15 protein-coding genes are annotated in these 16,566 nt (G+C 59.3%); 7 read left to right on the forward strand and 8 right to left on the reverse strand.

Going from position 1 to position 16,566, the window contains the following annotated elements; translation table 11 throughout:
• Complete coding sequence (gene mutM / locus WX88_RS05840) at nucleotides 1–834, forward strand: DNA-formamidopyrimidine glycosylase (RefSeq protein WP_046243378.1); 834 nt, start codon at nucleotides 1–3, stop codon at nucleotides 832–834.
• On the opposite strand, the gene WX88_RS05845 is transcribed toward mutM, so the two are convergent.
• A complete protein-coding gene (locus tag WX88_RS05845) occupies nucleotides 827–2,296 on the reverse strand; it encodes an aminotransferase-like domain-containing protein (RefSeq protein ID WP_052732389.1) in 1,470 nt (489 codons plus the stop codon). The two genes, mutM and WX88_RS05845, sit on opposite strands and share 8 nt — an antisense overlap.
• A gap of 266 nt (nucleotides 2,297–2,562) precedes the next feature.
• On the opposite strand from WX88_RS05845, the gene WX88_RS05850 reads away from it, so the two are divergent.
• Nucleotides 2,563–3,195 carry an FMN-binding negative transcriptional regulator gene (locus tag WX88_RS05850; RefSeq protein ID WP_046243379.1) on the forward strand — a complete coding sequence of 211 codons (633 nt, stop codon included), beginning with the start codon at nucleotides 2,563–2,565 and terminating at the stop codon, nucleotides 3,193–3,195.
• Between the two features lie 40 nt (nucleotides 3,196–3,235).
• Nucleotides 3,236–4,222, forward strand: a complete 987-nt coding sequence (locus WX88_RS05855; protein WP_046243380.1) for a threonine ammonia-lyase — start codon at nucleotides 3,236–3,238, stop codon at nucleotides 4,220–4,222.
• A 141-nt stretch (nucleotides 4,223–4,363) separates the two neighbouring features.
• On the opposite strand, the gene WX88_RS05860 is transcribed toward WX88_RS05855, so the two are convergent.
• From WX88_RS05860 to WX88_RS05880, 5 genes are all read right to left on the reverse strand, one after another.
• Entirely contained in the window at nucleotides 4,364–4,702 is a 339-nt protein-coding gene (locus WX88_RS05860; protein WP_046243381.1) for a hypothetical protein, read from the reverse strand.
• Nucleotides 4,703–4,849: 147 nt separating this feature from the next.
• Nucleotides 4,850–6,256, reverse strand: a complete 1,407-nt coding sequence (locus tag WX88_RS05865; RefSeq protein WP_046243382.1) for a radical SAM protein — start codon at nucleotides 6,254–6,256, stop codon at nucleotides 4,850–4,852.
• A gap of 380 nt (nucleotides 6,257–6,636) precedes the next feature.
• A complete protein-coding gene (locus WX88_RS05870; protein WP_046243383.1) occupies nucleotides 6,637–7,869 on the reverse strand; it encodes a BamA/TamA family outer membrane protein in 1,233 nt (410 codons plus the stop codon).
• Between the two features lie 303 nt (nucleotides 7,870–8,172).
• Nucleotides 8,173–8,928, reverse strand: coding sequence for a prolipoprotein diacylglyceryl transferase (locus WX88_RS05875; protein ID WP_046243384.1), 756 nt, complete (start codon nucleotides 8,926–8,928; stop codon nucleotides 8,173–8,175).
• A 539-nt stretch (nucleotides 8,929–9,467) separates the two neighbouring features.
• A complete protein-coding gene (locus tag WX88_RS05880; RefSeq protein ID WP_046243385.1) occupies nucleotides 9,468–10,526 on the reverse strand; it encodes an SDR family NAD(P)-dependent oxidoreductase in 1,059 nt (352 codons plus the stop codon).
• Nucleotides 10,527–10,714: 188 nt separating this feature from the next.
• On the opposite strand from WX88_RS05880, the gene WX88_RS05885 reads away from it, so the two are divergent.
• Both WX88_RS05885 and WX88_RS05890 read left to right on the forward strand, forming a co-directional pair.
• Entirely contained in the window at nucleotides 10,715–11,230 is a 516-nt protein-coding gene (locus tag WX88_RS05885) for a hypothetical protein (protein WP_052732390.1), read from the forward strand.
• A 130-nt stretch (nucleotides 11,231–11,360) separates the two neighbouring features.
• Nucleotides 11,361–12,371, forward strand: a complete 1,011-nt coding sequence (locus WX88_RS05890; protein WP_046243386.1) for a bile acid:sodium symporter family protein — start codon at nucleotides 11,361–11,363, stop codon at nucleotides 12,369–12,371.
• 102 nt (nucleotides 12,372–12,473) lie between these two features.
• Here WX88_RS05890 and WX88_RS05895 read toward each other — a convergent pair whose 3' ends face one another.
• Both WX88_RS05895 and WX88_RS05900 read right to left on the reverse strand, forming a co-directional pair.
• Nucleotides 12,474–13,184 carry a dienelactone hydrolase family protein gene (locus WX88_RS05895; protein ID WP_046243387.1) on the reverse strand — a complete coding sequence of 237 codons (711 nt, stop codon included), beginning with the start codon at nucleotides 13,182–13,184 and terminating at the stop codon, nucleotides 12,474–12,476.
• A gap of 172 nt (nucleotides 13,185–13,356) precedes the next feature.
• Nucleotides 13,357–14,313: an MBL fold metallo-hydrolase gene (locus WX88_RS05900; protein WP_046243388.1), complete on the reverse strand. Its 957-nt coding sequence runs from the start codon at nucleotides 14,311–14,313 to the stop codon at nucleotides 13,357–13,359.
• Nucleotides 14,314–14,422: 109 nt separating this feature from the next.
• Between WX88_RS05900 and WX88_RS05905 the strand changes: the two genes are divergently transcribed.
• Nucleotides 14,423–15,298: a helix-turn-helix domain-containing protein gene (locus WX88_RS05905; RefSeq protein ID WP_046243389.1), complete on the forward strand. Its 876-nt coding sequence runs from the start codon at nucleotides 14,423–14,425 to the stop codon at nucleotides 15,296–15,298.
• 125 nt (nucleotides 15,299–15,423) lie between these two features.
• The gene (locus WX88_RS05910) at nucleotides 15,424–16,479 is read left to right on the forward strand and encodes an LLM class flavin-dependent oxidoreductase (RefSeq protein WP_046243390.1); all 1,056 of its coding nucleotides are present in this window, start codon (nucleotides 15,424–15,426) and stop codon (nucleotides 16,477–16,479) included.
• Nucleotides 16,480–16,566 lie beyond the last annotated feature (87 nt).

Below are 16,566 nucleotides of genomic sequence, written 5' to 3' on the forward strand. Positions count from 1 at the left end.
GTGCCCGAACTACCCGAAGTCGAAACGTACCGCCGCTTTATTGACGAACTGGCCGTGGGTCAAACCATTGCCGCCGTGCAGGTAAACGATGCCCACGTGCTGGCCACGCCCGAAGACCAGCTCCGCGCCGGCTTGCTGGGCCGCACCATTACGGGCACCAGCCGCCTGGGCAAAAACTGCTTCCTGGAGCTGGATAACGGGAAAGTGCTGGTCCTGCATTTCGGCATGACCGGCGACGTGGGCGCCTACCGCGACGAGCCCGATGCCCCGCGCTTCACCCGCGTTGCCCTGCACCTCGAAGATTCGGGCCTGCGCCTGGCTTTCATCGACCCGCGCAAATTCGGCCGCATTCGGCTCGCCGATAGTGCCGCCGCGCACCAGCAAGCCAAGAAGCTCGGCCCCGACGCCCTCGACATCAGCGCCGCTGAGCTGCACCAGAAGCTTGCCCGCCGCAAAACGCTGCTGAAACCCCTACTGCTTGACCAAAGCATTACCGCCGGCCTCGGCAACTGGATTGTGGATGAGGTGCTGTTCCAGGCCAAAATTCACCCCGAGCGGCTGGGTGTTTCCCTCACCGAAAAAGAGGGTGAGGCCCTGCATGCCGCCGTGCAGCTGGTGCTGAATACCGCTATCAGTCAGGAAGCTAATTACCGCCACTTTCCGGCCTCCTTTCTCATCCATGCCCGCGAATGGGACACGCCGGCCACGCCCAGCAGCGACGACGCGCACACCTTCTGCCCGCGCCATGCCAAGGTGAAAATCGATAAATATTACGTGGGTGGCCGGGCCACTTACACATGTCCAAAGTGTCAGCCCGCACCGGGAGCTAATTGAGCCGGGCAGTATCAACTTTGCTTTTTGCGGGCAAGTCACCTTTTGCCTGGCCCATCACCAGCTTCCCCAGTGCTTGCAAGGCCTGCGCTATCTGAGGCTCCAACGGCTGTCCGCACGCCAGCCGCAGGCAATTGCCATACAATTCCTGGGTGGTGAAGACGGTCCCCGGATAAAAAATGATGCCCGCATCGGCGGCTTGCCGTAGTAATTCCATGGCCGAATAAGCCGGGGGCAACTCAACCCAAAGAACCAGGCCGCCCTGGGGGTTGCTCACGCGCGTGCCCGCCGGGAAATGGGCGCGCACCACTTCCCGATAAGCGGCCACTTGCTGGCGTAGGGCAGCCCGCAGCCGAGGCAGGCTTTTGGCGTACCGGCCGCTGCTTAAAAAGTCGGCTGCTGCTGCTTGGTTGAGCGCCCCGGACCGGCCGCTGTGCATCATTTTCTGGGCTAATACGGCGGCGTGAAACCGGCCGGCCAGTACCCACCCCACGCGGTAGCCCGGCGCCAGCGTTTTCGAGAGGGAAGAGCACAGCATTACTAGGCCCTGCCGGTCGAAGGCTTTGCACGTGACGGGGCGGACGCCGCTAAAATGCAGGTCGCCATACACGTCGTCCTCAATAAGTGGTATTTCGTGGCGGGCTAGCAGCTCTACCAGGGCTTGCTTGTGCTCGGCGGGCATGCAGGCTCCGGTCGGGTTGCTGAAGGTGGTGGTGAGCACAACAGCCTTGATGGACGTGGTTTGGAGGGCTTGCTCCAGAGCGGGCAGCTCGGGGCCGGTGCTGGTGTCGGTCGGCAATTCGTATACACGCAGGCCCATACCTTCCAGCGCCCGTAAAATCCCATGATACGTTGGCGACTCCACGGCTACCACATCGTGTGGCTTGGTCACGGCTTTCACTGCCAGCACCAGCGCTTCCATGCAGCCGTTGGTCACGATGACTTCGTCGGCGCTGATGGCGTTGCCCCACTGGCTGGCGCGTTGGGCAATCTGCCGTCGGAGGGAAGCGTTGCCGGTCATTGCCGGGTAGCTCAAGCCGCTGTCGGGCAAGGCGCGCACGGCGGCTAATAAAGATTTGGTGAGAGCCGCTTGGGGCAATAAAGCCAGCGACGGCACGGCCACGGCCAGGTCAATGAGGCCCGGTCGGTTCCAGCTTTGGGCGAGTCCGAGCAGGGTTTGGGTAACGGAGACGTCGTGCAGTGCCATCGCCGGTCGGCTGGGCGTGGGCAGCAGTCCTGGCGGGGTGCGAGCCGCCTGCACATAATAGCCCGACTGCGGCCGGGCCTGAATCAGGCCATCGGCTTCCAACAGGTAATACGCCTGAAAGACGGTGGTCAGGCTCACCTGCTGCTCGCGGCTCACCTGGCGCACCGAGGGCAGCCGGTCGCCGGGACGTAGCAAGCCTTGAGTAATCTGTTGGGCAAATACGTTGGCTAGCTGGCGGTAACGGAACAGAGCGGGCAAAACTGAGCTGGTTTATTAAGCAAAAATTGCATCTGGTTTTCTTTTGCCGAAGATAAGACCTTTGAGTTTCCATTACGGTCCTTGTTTTTCCGGCGTCATGCACAAGTTCCAACCCAGCGGCGTTATTTTCCTGTCGACTTAGAACTGGTGCTCCGGCCCGGCAGAAAGAATCAGTAAATTTTGTTAGTCAGTATTTTGCTGGTTTCGTGTCGCCCGCTCTGGCAGGCTGAACAAACACCCGGAAACTTCACCCTCCACCAGTTACGATGTATATCCCCACTCATTTTGCTGAAACCCGCGTCGATGTAATGCACGACTTGATGCGGGCCTGTCCACTGGCCAGTGTGGTTGTCGCGACGACCAATGGGCTGGTAGCCAATCATATTCCGCTACTCCTGGCTGCCGAGCCGTCGCCATATGGGACGCTGCAAGGCCACATTGCCAGAGCAAATTCCTTGTGGCGCACTTTTCAGCCCGAGACGGAAGCCCTGATTATTTTCCAGGGGGCGGATGCCTACCTCACCCCGGGCTGGTACCCCACCAAAAAGGAGACCGGCAAGGTGGTTCCAACCTGGAACTATGCCGTGGTGCACGCCTACGGTACGCTGCGCATTATTGATGACGCTCAATGGGTGCGTGAACAAATGGAGCGGCTCACGACCCTGCACGAGGCCAGCAGTGCCGAGCCTTGGCAGCTAACCGATGCCCCTGGTTCGTTTATCGACAGCTTGTTGCCTGCCGTAGTTGGTATCGAAGTAACCATCACCCGCTTGGAAGGCAAGTGGAAAGTCAGCCAAAATCAGCCAGAGCGCAACCGGGCCGGAGTGGTGAAAGGCTTGGAAGCCCGGCAGTGCCCACACGATGAAGGCATGGCCGACTTGATTGCAAACTCAAAATAAACTTTCACCAACGGTTGGCTTTAACAACACTACCTTTTCTATGCAACTCATTACGTTAACCGACATCGAGCAGGCCCAGCAGCGGGTGCGGAGCCTGGCCCGGCACACCCCTCTACTACCCATGATGCTGCCCGAGTTAGGCCCCGAGCAGGTCTACCTCAAACCTGAAAATCTACAGCCAATCGGGTCGTTCAAAATCCGGGGCGCCGGCAACCGCCTCATGGCGCTCACTGCTGAGGAGCGGGCGCGGGGCGTGCTGGCTTACAGCAGTGGCAACCATGCCCAAGGCGTGGCCTATGCGGCGCGGCAGCTGAGCATACGCGCCACCATCATCATGCCCACCAATGCGCCCCGGGTGAAAATTGAGAACACCCGGGCCCTGGGCGCTGAGGTCGTACTCTACGACCCTGCCCATGAAAAGCGCGAGGTGATAGCCGCCCAGCTGCTGGCCGGGTACGCCGAGCCACCGGTGCTGGTCCCGCCCTTCGACGATGCCCACGTAATAGCCGGCCAGGGAACGGTAGGCCTGGAAATATTCGCCGACCTGCCGGCCGTGGAGTTGGTGCTGGCCCCCGTGGGTGGTGGCGGCTTGTTGAGCGGGGTAGCGGCGGTCCTCAAAGCCTTGAAGCCGAGTGTGAAAGTTGTTGGCGTAGAGCCCGAGCTGGCTGCTGATGCTCAGGAGTCGTTGCGGGCCGGCCGAATAATAGCGTGGACCGCCGCCCAGACCAGCCGTACCCTAGCAGATGGGGTCCGTACCCTGGCCGTAAGTGAGCTGACCTTCGCCCACCTGCGGCAGTACGCCGATGACATCGTGACCGTGAGTGAGGCCGAGCTGCGCGCCGCGGCCCGCCGCTTTCTGCTCGAAGCCCGGCTGGTGGTTGAGCCCACTGCCGCACTCACCCTGGCCGCGCTACTGCGCCACCGCGCCACCTTGCCGCCCAGCCAGCACACCGTGCTTATTATCAGCGGCGGCAACGCCGACCCGGCCACGCTGACCGAGCTTTTGCACCCCCAAGAGGCTGTATAAAGTAACGGTAAGCTTCAACCTGATACGGAAGATGTAGGAAGGTATTGGCTAGGCAATATCTTCCTACATCTTCCACAAGAAACAGCAGCTGTGTTCTGATTTTTAATATATTGCGCTTCCCAAGGGTTCCTATTTAAAACATTAATTCCCGCCCAAATGCAAGTGTTCTACTGAATACCCGCAGGTGCCAAGGCCCACTAAAAACACCAGCAGCCCCGCCAGTAAAAAGCCCCGAACCCAAGGCCGCTTACCCAACAGGAGCGCTACGAACACGGCTACTACATCAAGAAGGAATAAACCGACTAACAGAAAAAACAACACCAGAGCAGCTTCACCCTCGTCGTAATGGTTGGGAGTGTTAAAACTGGAAAACCCGTGCGCCAGCAGCGCTAGCAGCAGTATCAGCCCCACGTTTAGGAGCAATGGTATCTTCAAACTGCGGTTGTCATCCGGTGGTTTCTGATTAGAGTCGGACTTCATTGGGGTACAATGGGTAGATAATCAAACATAACCGCGTATTGGGGAATCCTCATATGTCTTTTGCGGGACAAACCCTACCGGGTACGACCCCGGTTCGCTTGAAGCGCGAAGTCACAGGAGAGGGGGGAACTGGGTTGGGTGTTTCCATTAGATAATGCCGATGCGCTCGGCCCGCAGCTCTTCCAGCCGCGCCAGTTTCTCCGCGTCGCGGTAAAAGATGTTCATCGTCTCGAATGGTACGATTTTCAGGTCCTTGCTCACGATGTGGACGCAGGATTTCTTCACCGCCCGCACATCAAAATTCCACGCATCCATGAATTGGAGAATGATGATGCGGAATAAATTCTCGTAGCCCAGATTCGGTGCCGAAACCTGCGGCAGGCAGCATAGCAGTTGGTTGATTTCCGGTACCACCGTATCCACGGTATTGGCGGTGCTGAACAGCTTGAGCATGTGCTGGCGCAGGCGCGGGTCGCGCTCGTACACGATGGTGTTGCTGCTGTTGGTGAGCAGCTCGGCGGGGTCGATGTAGCGGGTGAGGGGGAAGACTTCGCCATCCAGCTTCAGGGCGTAGGCCATGGCCAGTGCGTCGGGGTTGCAGGGCACCGGCAGCAGGTCGGCCTCCGTGAAAACCGGGCTTTGGGCGATGATGCCCTGGCGCACTTCGGTGAGTGAGAACGAGTCAGTTTCCGGATTGAAATTATCGAGCCGCCCGGCTGCCTGGGTGGGCTGAAACGTGACGCCGCGCACGCAACGCTGCTTCAGGGCGTAGTCAATGATGTCGCCCATCTCATCGTCGTTCAGGCCCTTTTGCAAGGTCACGACCAGCGTGGTGCTCAGGTTGTACTTATTCAGATTTTCAATGGCCTGCTGACGCACCTCGCGCAGGTCGCGGCCGCGCATAGTCAGCAGCACGTTTTCGCGGAAGGAGTCGAACTGCAAGTATACCTCGAAGGCGCCGGCGTAGGTGGCCAGCCGCGCCACAAAGGCCTCGTCTTTGGCCAAACGTACGCCGTTGGTGTTCACCATTAGGTGCTTGATGGGCTTGCGCTTGCACATGTCCAGGATTTCCCAGAACTGCGGGTGCAGTGTGGGTTCGCCGCCGGAAATCTGCACTACGTCGGGCTCGCCCTCGTTGGCCACCACCAGGTCCACCATGGCTTCTACTTCTGCCAGAGTGCGGTGCCGGCCGTGGGTGGGGCTGCTTTCGGCGTAGCAGGTGGGACAAGTGAGGTTGCAGCGGTCCGTTATTTCGATGACCGTGAGGCAGCTATGCTGCTCGTGGTCGGTGCATAGGCCGCAGTCGTACGGGCAGCCGAAATGCGTGGCCATGTTGAAGCGGCGCGGCGTTTCGCTAGGCTTCACGTAGTTGCGGATGCCCTTATAGTACTCAATGTCGGTGGCGATGCGCACCTTTTGTCGCCCGTGCTCGGGGCAGCGCTTGAGCATGAACACGTTCCCATCCTCAAAGACTATTTTGGCCTCGATGCGACGCAGGCACTGCGGGCACAGGCTGAGCGTGAAATCGTAGTAGGTGTAGGGACGTTCGGGCATTGAATTTACAGAAATAGTGATGGCTGAGAAAGCGGTTGAAATACCCTTAAATGATGCAAAGCTCTATTACTCGAAGTTTCACCGCTGACGATAATCGCCCTAGACGGCAGCGGCACGAGTATTTGCGCTGCTACAAATGTTCGGCGAAAAGTAATGCAAACTTTGATAGAGGGGACTTGAAGCGCATCAAATATCCCAACTTTGCGGCTGAACGGAAGCAATAAAGCCTGGAGGCAACACTCGCTTACGAATGACGCCCCCAGGCTTCTAGGAATTACAAAAATGAAACTTTGAATTGCCGATGTGCCGCCCTGCTCGGTCCGACGCTATCGGGTGCGATACCGGCTATTATTGGTAAAGAAAACGGTGCGGCTAATACACTAGAAGGCCTCGCCCACTGCGAAGTACGCCCCGGAATTACCGCCCGAGCCGATGCCGTAATCGAGTCGGAGATTCAGCCGGTCGCGGCGGTTGAAGCGGAAGCGACCGCCAAAGCCAGCTGCGAATTTGGTATCATTAAGGGAAAAGTCCGAGAATTTATTCGTGACCTCCGCCACCGCCCCAAAGACGGCCCCATCAATGCGCCAAAACAATTTCTGGCGAACCTCGGCCTGAAAAGTCATCATCTGCCGGTCGCGGAACCGGCCTTCGTAAATGCCGCGCATGAGCGTGGCGTAATTGTAGATGGATCCGCCCAGGTCGGCTCCAAATGCGCTCAGCTCGCGGAATGGCACCTTCCCGCCAGTATGGAACTGGCCGAGGTACTGCATCGCCAGAATGGTATTGGTATTGTTAAAGAGTGGCTGAAAGTGCCGGGCATCAATTTGGTAGCGGTTGAATGAGTAGTCGCTGCCCGCATATTTGCCCACAAACAAGCCGTGAGCGTGCAGGTACTGGCCGCGGTAGGTGGCGAGCACGTTGTCGCGCCCGTCGTAAAGCACGGCCGGGCCAAAGCCTGACGTATTACCGCCCTTACCCTCGCGCGCCGATAGTTGGCCGGTCTCCAAATCGGTTCGAAACTTATTAGCCCCTCCTTCTTCGCCGGCCTCGTCGTACTTGATGTTGCGCAGGTTGGTGAAGCGGTACTGTAATCCGGCAAACCAATTGGGCGCAATGCGGGGCATTACTCGCTGGTTGAAAATAATCGTCGTGTACTCCACTTGCGATTCGTCAACCTTACGCGTATTGTTGCCGATGCCGTAGTAGAAGTAGTTTACGTCGTAGTAGCTAGCCTCACCCAGCAGATAGACTTTTTCGCCCTTTGTAAAGATGTTGTGGGTTATCTGCAGGGAAGTCTGGCCTTTTTGGCTAATCCAGCCGCCCAGTCGTGCGTTCGATTTGCGCGTGGTCGTATCCTCGCCAAAGCGCCATACTGGCAGCATGCTGAGTGAGAAAGCCAAGCCGGTTTCCTGCTGCGAAAACACGGATGGGTAAGGTATAAAGCTCGGCTTTTCGCTGGGCGCAAACAAGCGGGCGAACCTACCAGTCTTTTTTTTATTAGGGCCACCGGTAGAGGTGGCCGCTTTGGAAGCAGAGTCGGCAGCTACCTGAGCAGCGCCAGTCTGGGCCAGGCCACACAGCACCAAGGCCAGCGGCAGTTTAAAAAATCGCATAAAAGCTTTTAGAATGGAGAATGAACCACACCTCGCAAGGGCAGTTCCGTTAGCGCATACGTAGGCCAGTCGCCCAATGCGCATCAATTATGACGGAGAAAAGCCAAAAATATTTTAAAACCCTGATACCGGTGGGCAAAACGCCAAGTAGAAACGAGGTGCTGGCAACGAGAAAAATATAAGAAACGGGGGTATAGTCAGTTATTAAATAGCTTAAGCAAAGCATGAAAGGCTTCACAAGTGCTACGCAAAAAAGGACTTTGCCAATGAATAGGAGCTGACCAAAGCAGCGGTGTTAAGTATTTACTGAGCCAGCGGTAAGCCGTTGTTTCTGCGCCACGCCCAAGCATAATATCCCAGCCCCGCCACGCAGGCCCACTGTATAGCCGTGAGCCCCAGCCCCGGCAGCGCCGCCGTGGGCTTGATAAATTCCACCAGCAGCCGAAATAGCAAATAGCTGCTCAGAAACAGCTGAAACCGCCGCCCGTCGGCCAAAGGCCCGCGCCGTTCCAGTAGCCCCAACAAGAGTGCCAGCGCTGCCAGAAACAGGAGTTCGTACAGGTTGGTGGGGTGGCGGCGGATGCCGTCGCCAAAATTGATGCCCCAGGGTAGGGCCGTGGCGGTGCCGTAAGTGCCATCCTCGAGCCCGCTCAGGAAGCAGCCAATGCGCCCGATGCCCAGCCCCAGCAGCAGGGGAAACACCATGAGGTCACCACTGGAAACCGTGATGCCCAAGCGCTTTTTGGTCAGCTCTACACCAATCAGGCCGCCCAGAAAGCCGCCCACAATGGTTTTATTGGTGAAATAGTAGAGCCAGCCGCCGGGCGGGTGTAGCAGCAACTCCGGGTGCTCCAACAGCCCCAGCAGCCGCGAGCCGAGCAGGGCGCCGGCGGCCGCACCCACAAAAATCCATTGGCGGTGGGCGCTGCTGATGGGGTCGGCCTTGCGGGCGCGCAAGTGGGCGTAGAGGCGGTAGCCGAATGTGTACGCCAGCGCTTCGCACAGCAGGTGTACGGGCAGACGCGCCGGGCCCAGCGCAAGCTCAACGGGGAAATGCATGGCGCGAAGATGCACCCACCAGGCTCTAGTATTCCCAAAGCGGTGCTTCGGCTCGCGCAGAAATTTCTGGCGCAACTATCCCAGCGCGGGCCGAAGTGCTACTCATGCTATGATGTTCGGTCTTACTGCTCGTTGTTCCTTGTCGCTTTGTGGGTGCGACTAGTAGCCGGGATAAGGACCTATGCCCGCTTGAAGCCGATGCGCCGCCCATTGGTGGGGCTCGTCTACCGGATGCTGCCCCCTCAGGATTTTGTTCCTTCCAGCCCCAACGGGACCTTCCGTTGGGGCTAGCAGTTCGAGGCCTTGTAGATTGTTTTACTGAATAAAATACAATATTAAGCTAAAAAATTGCTGTTTCTGAGCGTACGGGAACTGTTTCTGAGCTTACGGGCATGGTTGACGGCCTTTAGGGAGCAGAAGCTGCCCGTACTGGTGCCGAAGCCGAGCATACGGGCAGCGGGGACAGACCTACCGGGTTTGGGGAGGGACTTACGGGCGCGGTTACCGGGCCTACGGCTCGGGCCGAAGGGTAAGCTGGGCTATTGGGGGTCGGGGTTTAGCTCGTTGTTCTTTGCTGCGGCTTTGCGGGTGAGCGTGGTGAGGGGCGAGCGGGTAATTTTCGTTTCGCTTTCGAAGCCGGTGCGGCGCACGTTGGCGGCGGCACTTTCGCCGGTGGCGGGCAGGGCCCGGTTTAGCCAGCTCAGGATGTCGGTGGTGGTGCCGGGCAGAACACCGTGGAAAGCGGCCAGGAATTTGGCCGGCAGGGAGAGGATTACTTCACCATCGCCGCGGCGGCAGGCGTTCCAGATTTGGCGGGCCGCCTCCTCGGCGCTCATCGTGAGGCCAGGCAGCGAGCCGGCAATGGTAAACCAAGCAAACTCTTTTTTCTGCTGGCCCTTTACCAGGGCGTGGTCGGGGCTGCCGGTGCGCATCAGGCCGGGGCACACCGTGGTCACGCTGATGCCATGTTGCCTGAGTTCGGCCCGAAATCCTTCGGACAAGCCCACTAGGGCAAATTTGCTGGCGCTGTAGGGGGCCATGTGCGGCAGCGCCACCTTGCCGCCGAGCGACGAAATATTGACAATGCGGCCCTCGCCCCGGCGGCGCATGCCGGGTAGCACCGCCTGCATGGCGTGCAGCGGCGCCCAGAAGTGAATGGCCATAGAGTCTTTGTAGTCGCGCGAGTCCATGTTGTCGAGCGGGCCCCCGAGGATGATGCCCGCGTTGTTAACCAGCACATCTACGGTGCCAAAACGACGCTCGACCTCGGCTACCATGGTGCGCACTGCGGCCTCGTTGGTGATGTCATGGGCGAGGGTGAGTACGTCGGATTCGGCCGCCCCAACCAGCAGCAAGTCCTGGCGGGCGCGGGCCAGCTCGGCTTCGTCGCGGGCACAAATGGCAACGCGGGCACCCTCGGCCACGGCCTGCCGGGCCAGCACCAGGCCCAGCCCGCGCGAGCCGCCGGTGATGAGTACCACGCGCCCATTGAGGTCGTAGGAGCCGCGGCGGTTGCCCCAGAGGGTGGCGGCCAGCGCCGCAGCGCCCAGGCCGGCGGCCAGCAGCCAGTTCTTGTTGGTGCGTTTGTCGTGTTTCATAGTCGATTGTATGCCAAAAGGGGCCTAAAGGTTGCGCTGCCGCGCCCGGTACTCGGTTTTTGTGGGCTGCTCTGGCACGAAACGTGGCTAACACCGCGTTGGGGCGGCAGCGGGAAGGGTTTTCCACCCGATATTTACCCCGCCCTTGCCCCCGCTTTTCTGTGATAGTGTTTCCCCGTCCCCCTCTGATGAAACTGTTGTTGCTCTCTTCGTTGCTAATGCTAGCGGCCGCGCCTGTTGTGCTGGCGCAATCCTCTTCCCCGGTCACGGTCAAAACCAAAGTGAAGCCCGCGGGGCAGCCCAGCGTTAAAACCAAAACCACGCCGGTAGCCGAAGCCCCGCCGGCCGTCGCGCCGCCTTCCGATGAGGTAATCGATGCCAAGACCAACGCCCTCACGGCCAATATGCAGAAAAACCTGGCCCTCTCGCCCCAGCAAACCGAGAAAGTGCGCGTCATCAACCGCCGTAGCATCGATGCGGTCGAGTCAGCCCGCATCCGCTACCGCACCGACCCACGCAAGCTGGCCGGCGTCATCGAAAGCGTGAGTAGCTCGCGCCTTTCCGCTATCAAAGACGTGCTGGTCCCCGCGCAATTTGATAAGTACCAGCGTAAACGCGAAGAGAAAATGGGCGTACCCAACGCGCAGGGTGTGCAGGGCACTCCGCCGCCCGGCCTGGGCGGTGGCGGGGCCGGCGACCAGTAAAGAACGTCCAGCGAAAGTCGTCGCAGCCTGGGCACGCTCCCTGCGCGTAAGGCGCCACCAGCCAGGCTGACTTTTCGCCTTTTTAAAGCCCGAAGCATGGTCGTAAGCTTTGCGCTGGCGTATGTGCCGCATGAGCCAACCGATAACTCCTGCGTCCACTCCCAACCGCTTCGTCACCCTGCTGGTCCGTGCCGGCCTCGATTGGTTTTTGCTGGCTTTGATTGGGGTGGTCGCGCTGGCCTACTTCCAGCCCGGCCTGGGCAGCAAGGCCAGCCCCGTGCCCTGGAAGACCATTACTACCGTGGGGGTGGCCCTGGTGTTCTTTTTCTATGGCTTGAAGTTGAGTGTCGAAAAGCTGCGTGCCGGCATGCGCAACTGGCGGCTGCACACGCTCGTGCAGCTCGCCACATTCGGACTGTTTCCGGCGCTGGCCCTGCTGGCGCGGCCATTTTTTGGAGCCGAAAAAGGGGACTTGCTCTGGCAGAGCATTTTCTTTCTGTGCGCGCTGCCCAGCACGGTTTCCACGTCGGTGGTGATGGTGAGCATTGCGGGCGGCAACCTGCTGGCGGCCATTTTTAACGCCAGTGTTTCCAGCTTGTTGGGCATTCTGCTCACGCCGCTGTTCACAAGCTGGTTTCTGCACACCGGCACGGGAGGCAGTCAGCTGTGGCGCCTGGCAGGGCAGTTGCTATGGCAAGTGGTGCTGCCAGTAGGAGCGGGGATATTGCTCAATTCCCGTTTTAGCGTCTTCGCCGAGCGCCAAAAAGCCCGCCTGCGCATCTTCGACCAAGTCACCATCCTGCTCATCGTCTTCACTGCTTTCTGCGACTCATTCGCCGAGGGTATTTTCAGCCGCTACCAGCCCGCCGACGTTGTAAAGCTGAGTGCGGGCATGGTGGGGCTGTACCTGGTGGTGTTCGGCGTCATCTGGAGCGCGAGCCGGACGTTGGGTTTTTCGCGTGCCGACCAGGTTGTGGCTGTTTTCTGCGGCTCCAAAAAGTCATTGGTACATGGCAGCGTGATGGCAAGCCTGCTCTTCCCAGCCAGCGCCGCCACTGGGCTGATTTTGCTTCCCCTCATGCTCTATCACGCCTTGCAGATTATCCTCGCCAGCAGCATGGCGCAGTACCTGGGGCGGTAGGCAGTGGCCGAGCCAGTGGCTGTTTAGGTGTATAAATGCAAAAAGAACGTCATGCGGCGCTGTGCTCGGCATGACGTTCCGTGAAATGTTCTGGATACTCCCTTACGCCCCCAGCTTCTCCTTAAAGAACGCCAACGTCAGCGCCCAGGCTTCGGCGGCAGCTTCGGCGTTGTAGCTGGGCCGCTCGTCGCAGTTGAAACCGTGGTCGGCGTAGGAAATGACGGTGTTGATGAACGGCTTGCCGGCTGCGGATACCGCGTCGGTCACCTGGGTGATGTCCTCCTTGCTGATGTGCGCATCCAAGCCACCCCAGAAGAAGAGGTGCGGCGCGTGCAGGTCTTTGGCTCGGTCCTTCAGCTGGTGCGTGCCGCCGCCGTAGTAAGACACCGCCGCCGCCAGCGGCAGCACCGCGTTGGCGAAAAATGATACCCGCCCGCCCAGGCAGAAGCCGATGCTGCCGATTTTTTCGGCCACCACCAGCGGCTGTGTTGTCAGCCAGTTGTGGGCCGCTTGCAAGTCGGCGGTCAGGCCTTCGCTGTTGATGGCATTGAAATGCGGCTTTGCGCTGGCGAAATCTGAATAGGGGATTTCCAGCCCCGGCTCAGCCGTGCGGTGAAACAGCTCGGGCGCGACCACGGCGTAGCCCGCCTGCGCCAGCCGGTCGGCTACGCTGCGGATGTGGTGGTTCACGCCGAAAGCTTCCTGAAGTAGAATAATGCCGGCCACCGGACCCGTGCTGGAAGGGAAAGCCGTGTAGGCGCGCATTTCAGTGCCGTCCGCCACTGACAGGATTACGAAGTTTTGGTCGCTCATTCCAGAATAAGTTAAGAAGTTGAGTGGCTAAGCAAGAAGAGGCTCGTTTGTTTGCCGAAATGCAGGACGGGCTGGAACTTCAAATACTAAAACGAAAAAGACCAAGCGAGTCTACCCCGCTTGGTCTTCCATTACTTCTTAGCAATCTACGCCTCGTGGTATGTCACGGTCATTATAAGCTGCCTACCAGTCCATAAGCTCCGTAGCTTATCATGTAGCTCAGGCCGTAGCCGGGGAAGGCTTGCTCAAAAGCCTTTGTGAGGGCTGCGTAATCCACCTTGGCCTTCTTTTCGGTCAGCGAATTGCCGGGCAGCGACTCGACGTAGCTCCGGGTGATGGTTTCGGCTTGCGTGAGGTATTTAATTTGGTCGGCGAAGGCCACCGCGGCCGGTGCGGCTTCACCACGACCCCCGTACACGGTGGCCGTAGTGGGGAATTGATTTTGCAGGCTTTGCAGGACGCTCACCCAGGGCTGGGTGCGGTAGGCAGCTTTGCCCTCCACGATGGGACCCTCCAGCCAGGCATGCGCACGATGATGCACCAGGTCGCCGACAATCAACGTGTTGGCTTGTTTGATGTAGGCCACCGTCTGGTTGCTGGAGATGCCGGTCTGGTGCAGCTCGCGCAGCTCGATGGTGCCACCGCCGGCAGTTGGGATGGTGTAGGTATCGGCGAAGGTTTTGTCGGCCGTAACGGGCTTGGGAAAGGAGCTATCGGTGAACGACTTGGCGATGTTTACGAAGTAGTACTTCTTGTAGTCGTACACGGCGGGCATGTGCCGGGCCGTTTCTTCCGACATGATGACCGTGGCCCCCACTTTCTTGAAGGCCGGGACGCCCAGGAATTTGTCGGGGTTGGGGTGGGTGACTACCAGATATTTGATGGGGTGACTGGTTTTCTGCTTGAGGAAGGCGATGGCCTGGTCGGCGGCTCCCTCGGTAAATTGCGCGTCGAAGGCAACTACCTGCTGGCCGTCGTCATAGAAAACGGTTTTCGTGTTGAATCCGCTGGCGTCGCTTTCGAAGACGTACACTTGACCCTTGTCTGGGCGAACGGCTTGCGAATCGGAGGCACAGGAAGCTGACAGTGTAGCTACTGCCAGGAAAATGGTGCAAAACAAACGGTGCATCGGGGCTGGTGAAACGGGGAAATTTTGTCCGTTTCGATGATGCAAAATTCGGGCGATGCCCAGGTCCGCAACAGGTAAAAAAGCCGGAATAACCGGTAGAAACGACCACATGATTACCCTATCCACCCACCAAGCGCTGGACCTGACGATTTACGAGGTCGACGAGTGGGAATTACCGGCCCACCGCCACCAGTTTTTGGAGATTATCTACGTGCTGAAGGGCCGTGGCACGCACACCATCAACAGCAACGGCTACTCCTACGGGCCGGGCAGCCTGTACCTGCTCACTCCGCACGATGCCCACACGTTTGTTGTGCACGAGCCCAGCCGCTTCTGCATTCTGGTGGTCACGGAGCTGTACGTCCGCAACTCGGCCCGCTCTTCGGCCTCTGATGCCGGCTCTATGCACAAGCAGCTGGAATATATCTTCCTAAACCATAACCAAACCAACGGGGAGCCGGTGCGGCAGCCCGCCGACCGGCAATGGATGCAGCAACTCATGCACCGCCTCATGGCCGAAGTGGAGCAGCAGCCCGTGTTGCACGAGGCGATGGTGCAGCACTTGGTGGCACTGTTGCTGCACCAGGTGGCCCGCGCCATCCAGGAAAACAACCGGTTGGAGTTCACCGTGGCTCATCCCCAAAACCTGGCGTACGACATCAGCAGCTACATTCAGCAGCACATTTATGATAATGATAAGCTGCGCCTGGAAGCCATTGCCGAAGCGTTTTACAAGTCGAAAACCACCCTCAGCCAGTATTTTAAGACGCAAACGGGGGAAACCATCAAGGATTATATCCTTTCCTACAAGCTGAACCTAGTGAAAGCCCGCCTGCAGTTCAGCGACCTCACCATTTCCCAGATTGCCGACGAAGTAGGCTTCACCGACGAAAGCCACCTAAATAAAGCCTTCAGACAGCGCGTGGGAAGCACGGCCACGGAGTTTCGGCGCCGCCATCGGCAGGAGAAACTGGTGGGCAATTAAGCCCGGATGAAAGGCTGAGGTAATGAAGCAAGCCGGGCCGATGTAGTCGGATAATGAGGATAATGCAAGGCGCTGGGAAACCGCTGGGCCACTCCATCGGTTTCAGCTTTCTATTCCTTGTGAACATGACAACATCCCCGAAACTTCGCCTCAATGTGCTCGACCAGTCCCCCATTCGGCCGGGGGCCACGGCGCGCCAGGCCGTTCTCGAAACCGTGGAGCTGGCCCAGCTAGCCGACCGCCTGGGCTACACCCGATTTTGGGTATCTGAGCACCACAGTACCAATACCTTGGCCGGGTCCACGCCGGAGGTGCTCATTGCCCACCTCGGCAGCCAGACCCAGCGCATCCGCTTGGGCTCGGGTGGCGTGATGCTGCCCCACTACAGCGCCCTGAAAGTGGCCGAGAACTTCCGCATGCTCGAGACGCTGTTTCCCGGCCGCATCGACCTGGGTATGGGCCGCGCCCCCGGCGGCGACCGCCTCACGGCCCACGCCCTCAACCCCAGCAACACCTTCAGCGAGCAGGATTTCGTGGAGCAGTTGCTTGACCTGCAAGCCTATCTGCGCGACGAAAAAGTGCCCGACACCATTCACGAGCGGGTGATGGCCATTCCGCAGGCCCCCGCCGCGCCGGAGTTGTGGCTGCTGAGCTCTAGTGGCCAGAGCGGCTTGTTTGCGGCACATCTGGGCATGGCGTTTTCCTTCGCGCAGTTTATCAATGGCCACGGCGGCCCGCAGGCCGTTCACCAGTACCGCGAGCGGTTCCGGCCCTCTCTGGAACTGACCGCGCCGCTGGCCAATGTGGCCGTGTTCGTCCTCTGTGCCGACACCGAGGACAAGGCACAGGAGCTACGCGCCGCCATGGACCTAGTGCTGCTTCGCTTCGGCAAGGGCGAGCGCGGCGCATTTCCTACGCGGGAGGAGATGCGCAGCTACCACTTCTCGGCCGAAGATGAGGCCCACCTGCGCCACAACCGCGGCCGCGTGGTAAGTGGTACCGCCGAGCAGGTGCATGCCCAGCTCAGCAAAATAGCGGCTGACTACGCCGTGGATGAAATAACGGCCGTCACCATCACCGCCGATTTTCAGGACCGGCTCCGCTCTTACGAGTTGCTGGCGGAAGCCTTTGCGTTGGCCCCTACAGCCGCCAAGCAGGAAACCGAGTTAGTTGCCAGCTAGCTGCGGAGCTATTGAATAGGTGGTTACTCATAAAGTAGCAGCGCAGCCAGCCACAGTCTCCCTGTGGGTTGTCTAGCTAATCTGCGC

Origin of the sequence: Hymenobacter terrenus, from assembly GCF_000972495.1 — a bacterium.
In the GTDB taxonomy this organism is placed as follows: domain Bacteria; phylum Bacteroidota; class Bacteroidia; order Cytophagales; family Hymenobacteraceae; genus Hymenobacter; species Hymenobacter terrenus.

What these genes read in the sequence shown, in the direction of transcription:
- WX88_RS05850 (WP_046243379.1), top strand. Translation starts at nt 2,563, where the DNA reads ATGTATATCCCCACTCATTTTGCTGAAACCCGCGTCGATGTAATGCAC.
- WX88_RS05855 (WP_046243380.1), top strand. Translation starts at nt 3,236, where the DNA reads ATGCAACTCATTACGTTAACCGACATCGAGCAGGCCCAGCAGCGGGTG.
- WX88_RS05860 (WP_046243381.1), bottom strand. Translation starts at nt 4,702, where the DNA reads ATGAAGTCCGACTCTAATCAGAAACCACCGGATGACAACCGCAGTTTG.
- WX88_RS05865 (WP_046243382.1), bottom strand. Translation starts at nt 6,256, where the DNA reads ATGCCCGAACGTCCCTACACCTACTACGATTTCACGCTCAGCCTGTGC.
- WX88_RS05870 (WP_046243383.1), bottom strand. Translation starts at nt 7,869, where the DNA reads ATGCGATTTTTTAAACTGCCGCTGGCCTTGGTGCTGTGTGGCCTGGCC.
- WX88_RS05875 (WP_046243384.1), bottom strand. Translation starts at nt 8,928, where the DNA reads ATGCATTTCCCCGTTGAGCTTGCGCTGGGCCCGGCGCGTCTGCCCGTA.
- WX88_RS05880 (WP_046243385.1), bottom strand. Translation starts at nt 10,526, where the DNA reads ATGAAACACGACAAACGCACCAACAAGAACTGGCTGCTGGCCGCCGGC.
- WX88_RS05885 (WP_052732390.1), top strand. Translation starts at nt 10,715, where the DNA reads ATGAAACTGTTGTTGCTCTCTTCGTTGCTAATGCTAGCGGCCGCGCCT.
- WX88_RS05890 (WP_046243386.1), top strand. Translation starts at nt 11,361, where the DNA reads ATGAGCCAACCGATAACTCCTGCGTCCACTCCCAACCGCTTCGTCACC.
- WX88_RS05895 (WP_046243387.1), bottom strand. Translation starts at nt 13,184, where the DNA reads ATGAGCGACCAAAACTTCGTAATCCTGTCAGTGGCGGACGGCACTGAA.
- WX88_RS05900 (WP_046243388.1), bottom strand. Translation starts at nt 14,313, where the DNA reads ATGCACCGTTTGTTTTGCACCATTTTCCTGGCAGTAGCTACACTGTCA.
- WX88_RS05905 (WP_046243389.1), top strand. Translation starts at nt 14,423, where the DNA reads ATGATTACCCTATCCACCCACCAAGCGCTGGACCTGACGATTTACGAG.
- WX88_RS05910 (WP_046243390.1), top strand. Translation starts at nt 15,424, where the DNA reads ATGACAACATCCCCGAAACTTCGCCTCAATGTGCTCGACCAGTCCCCC.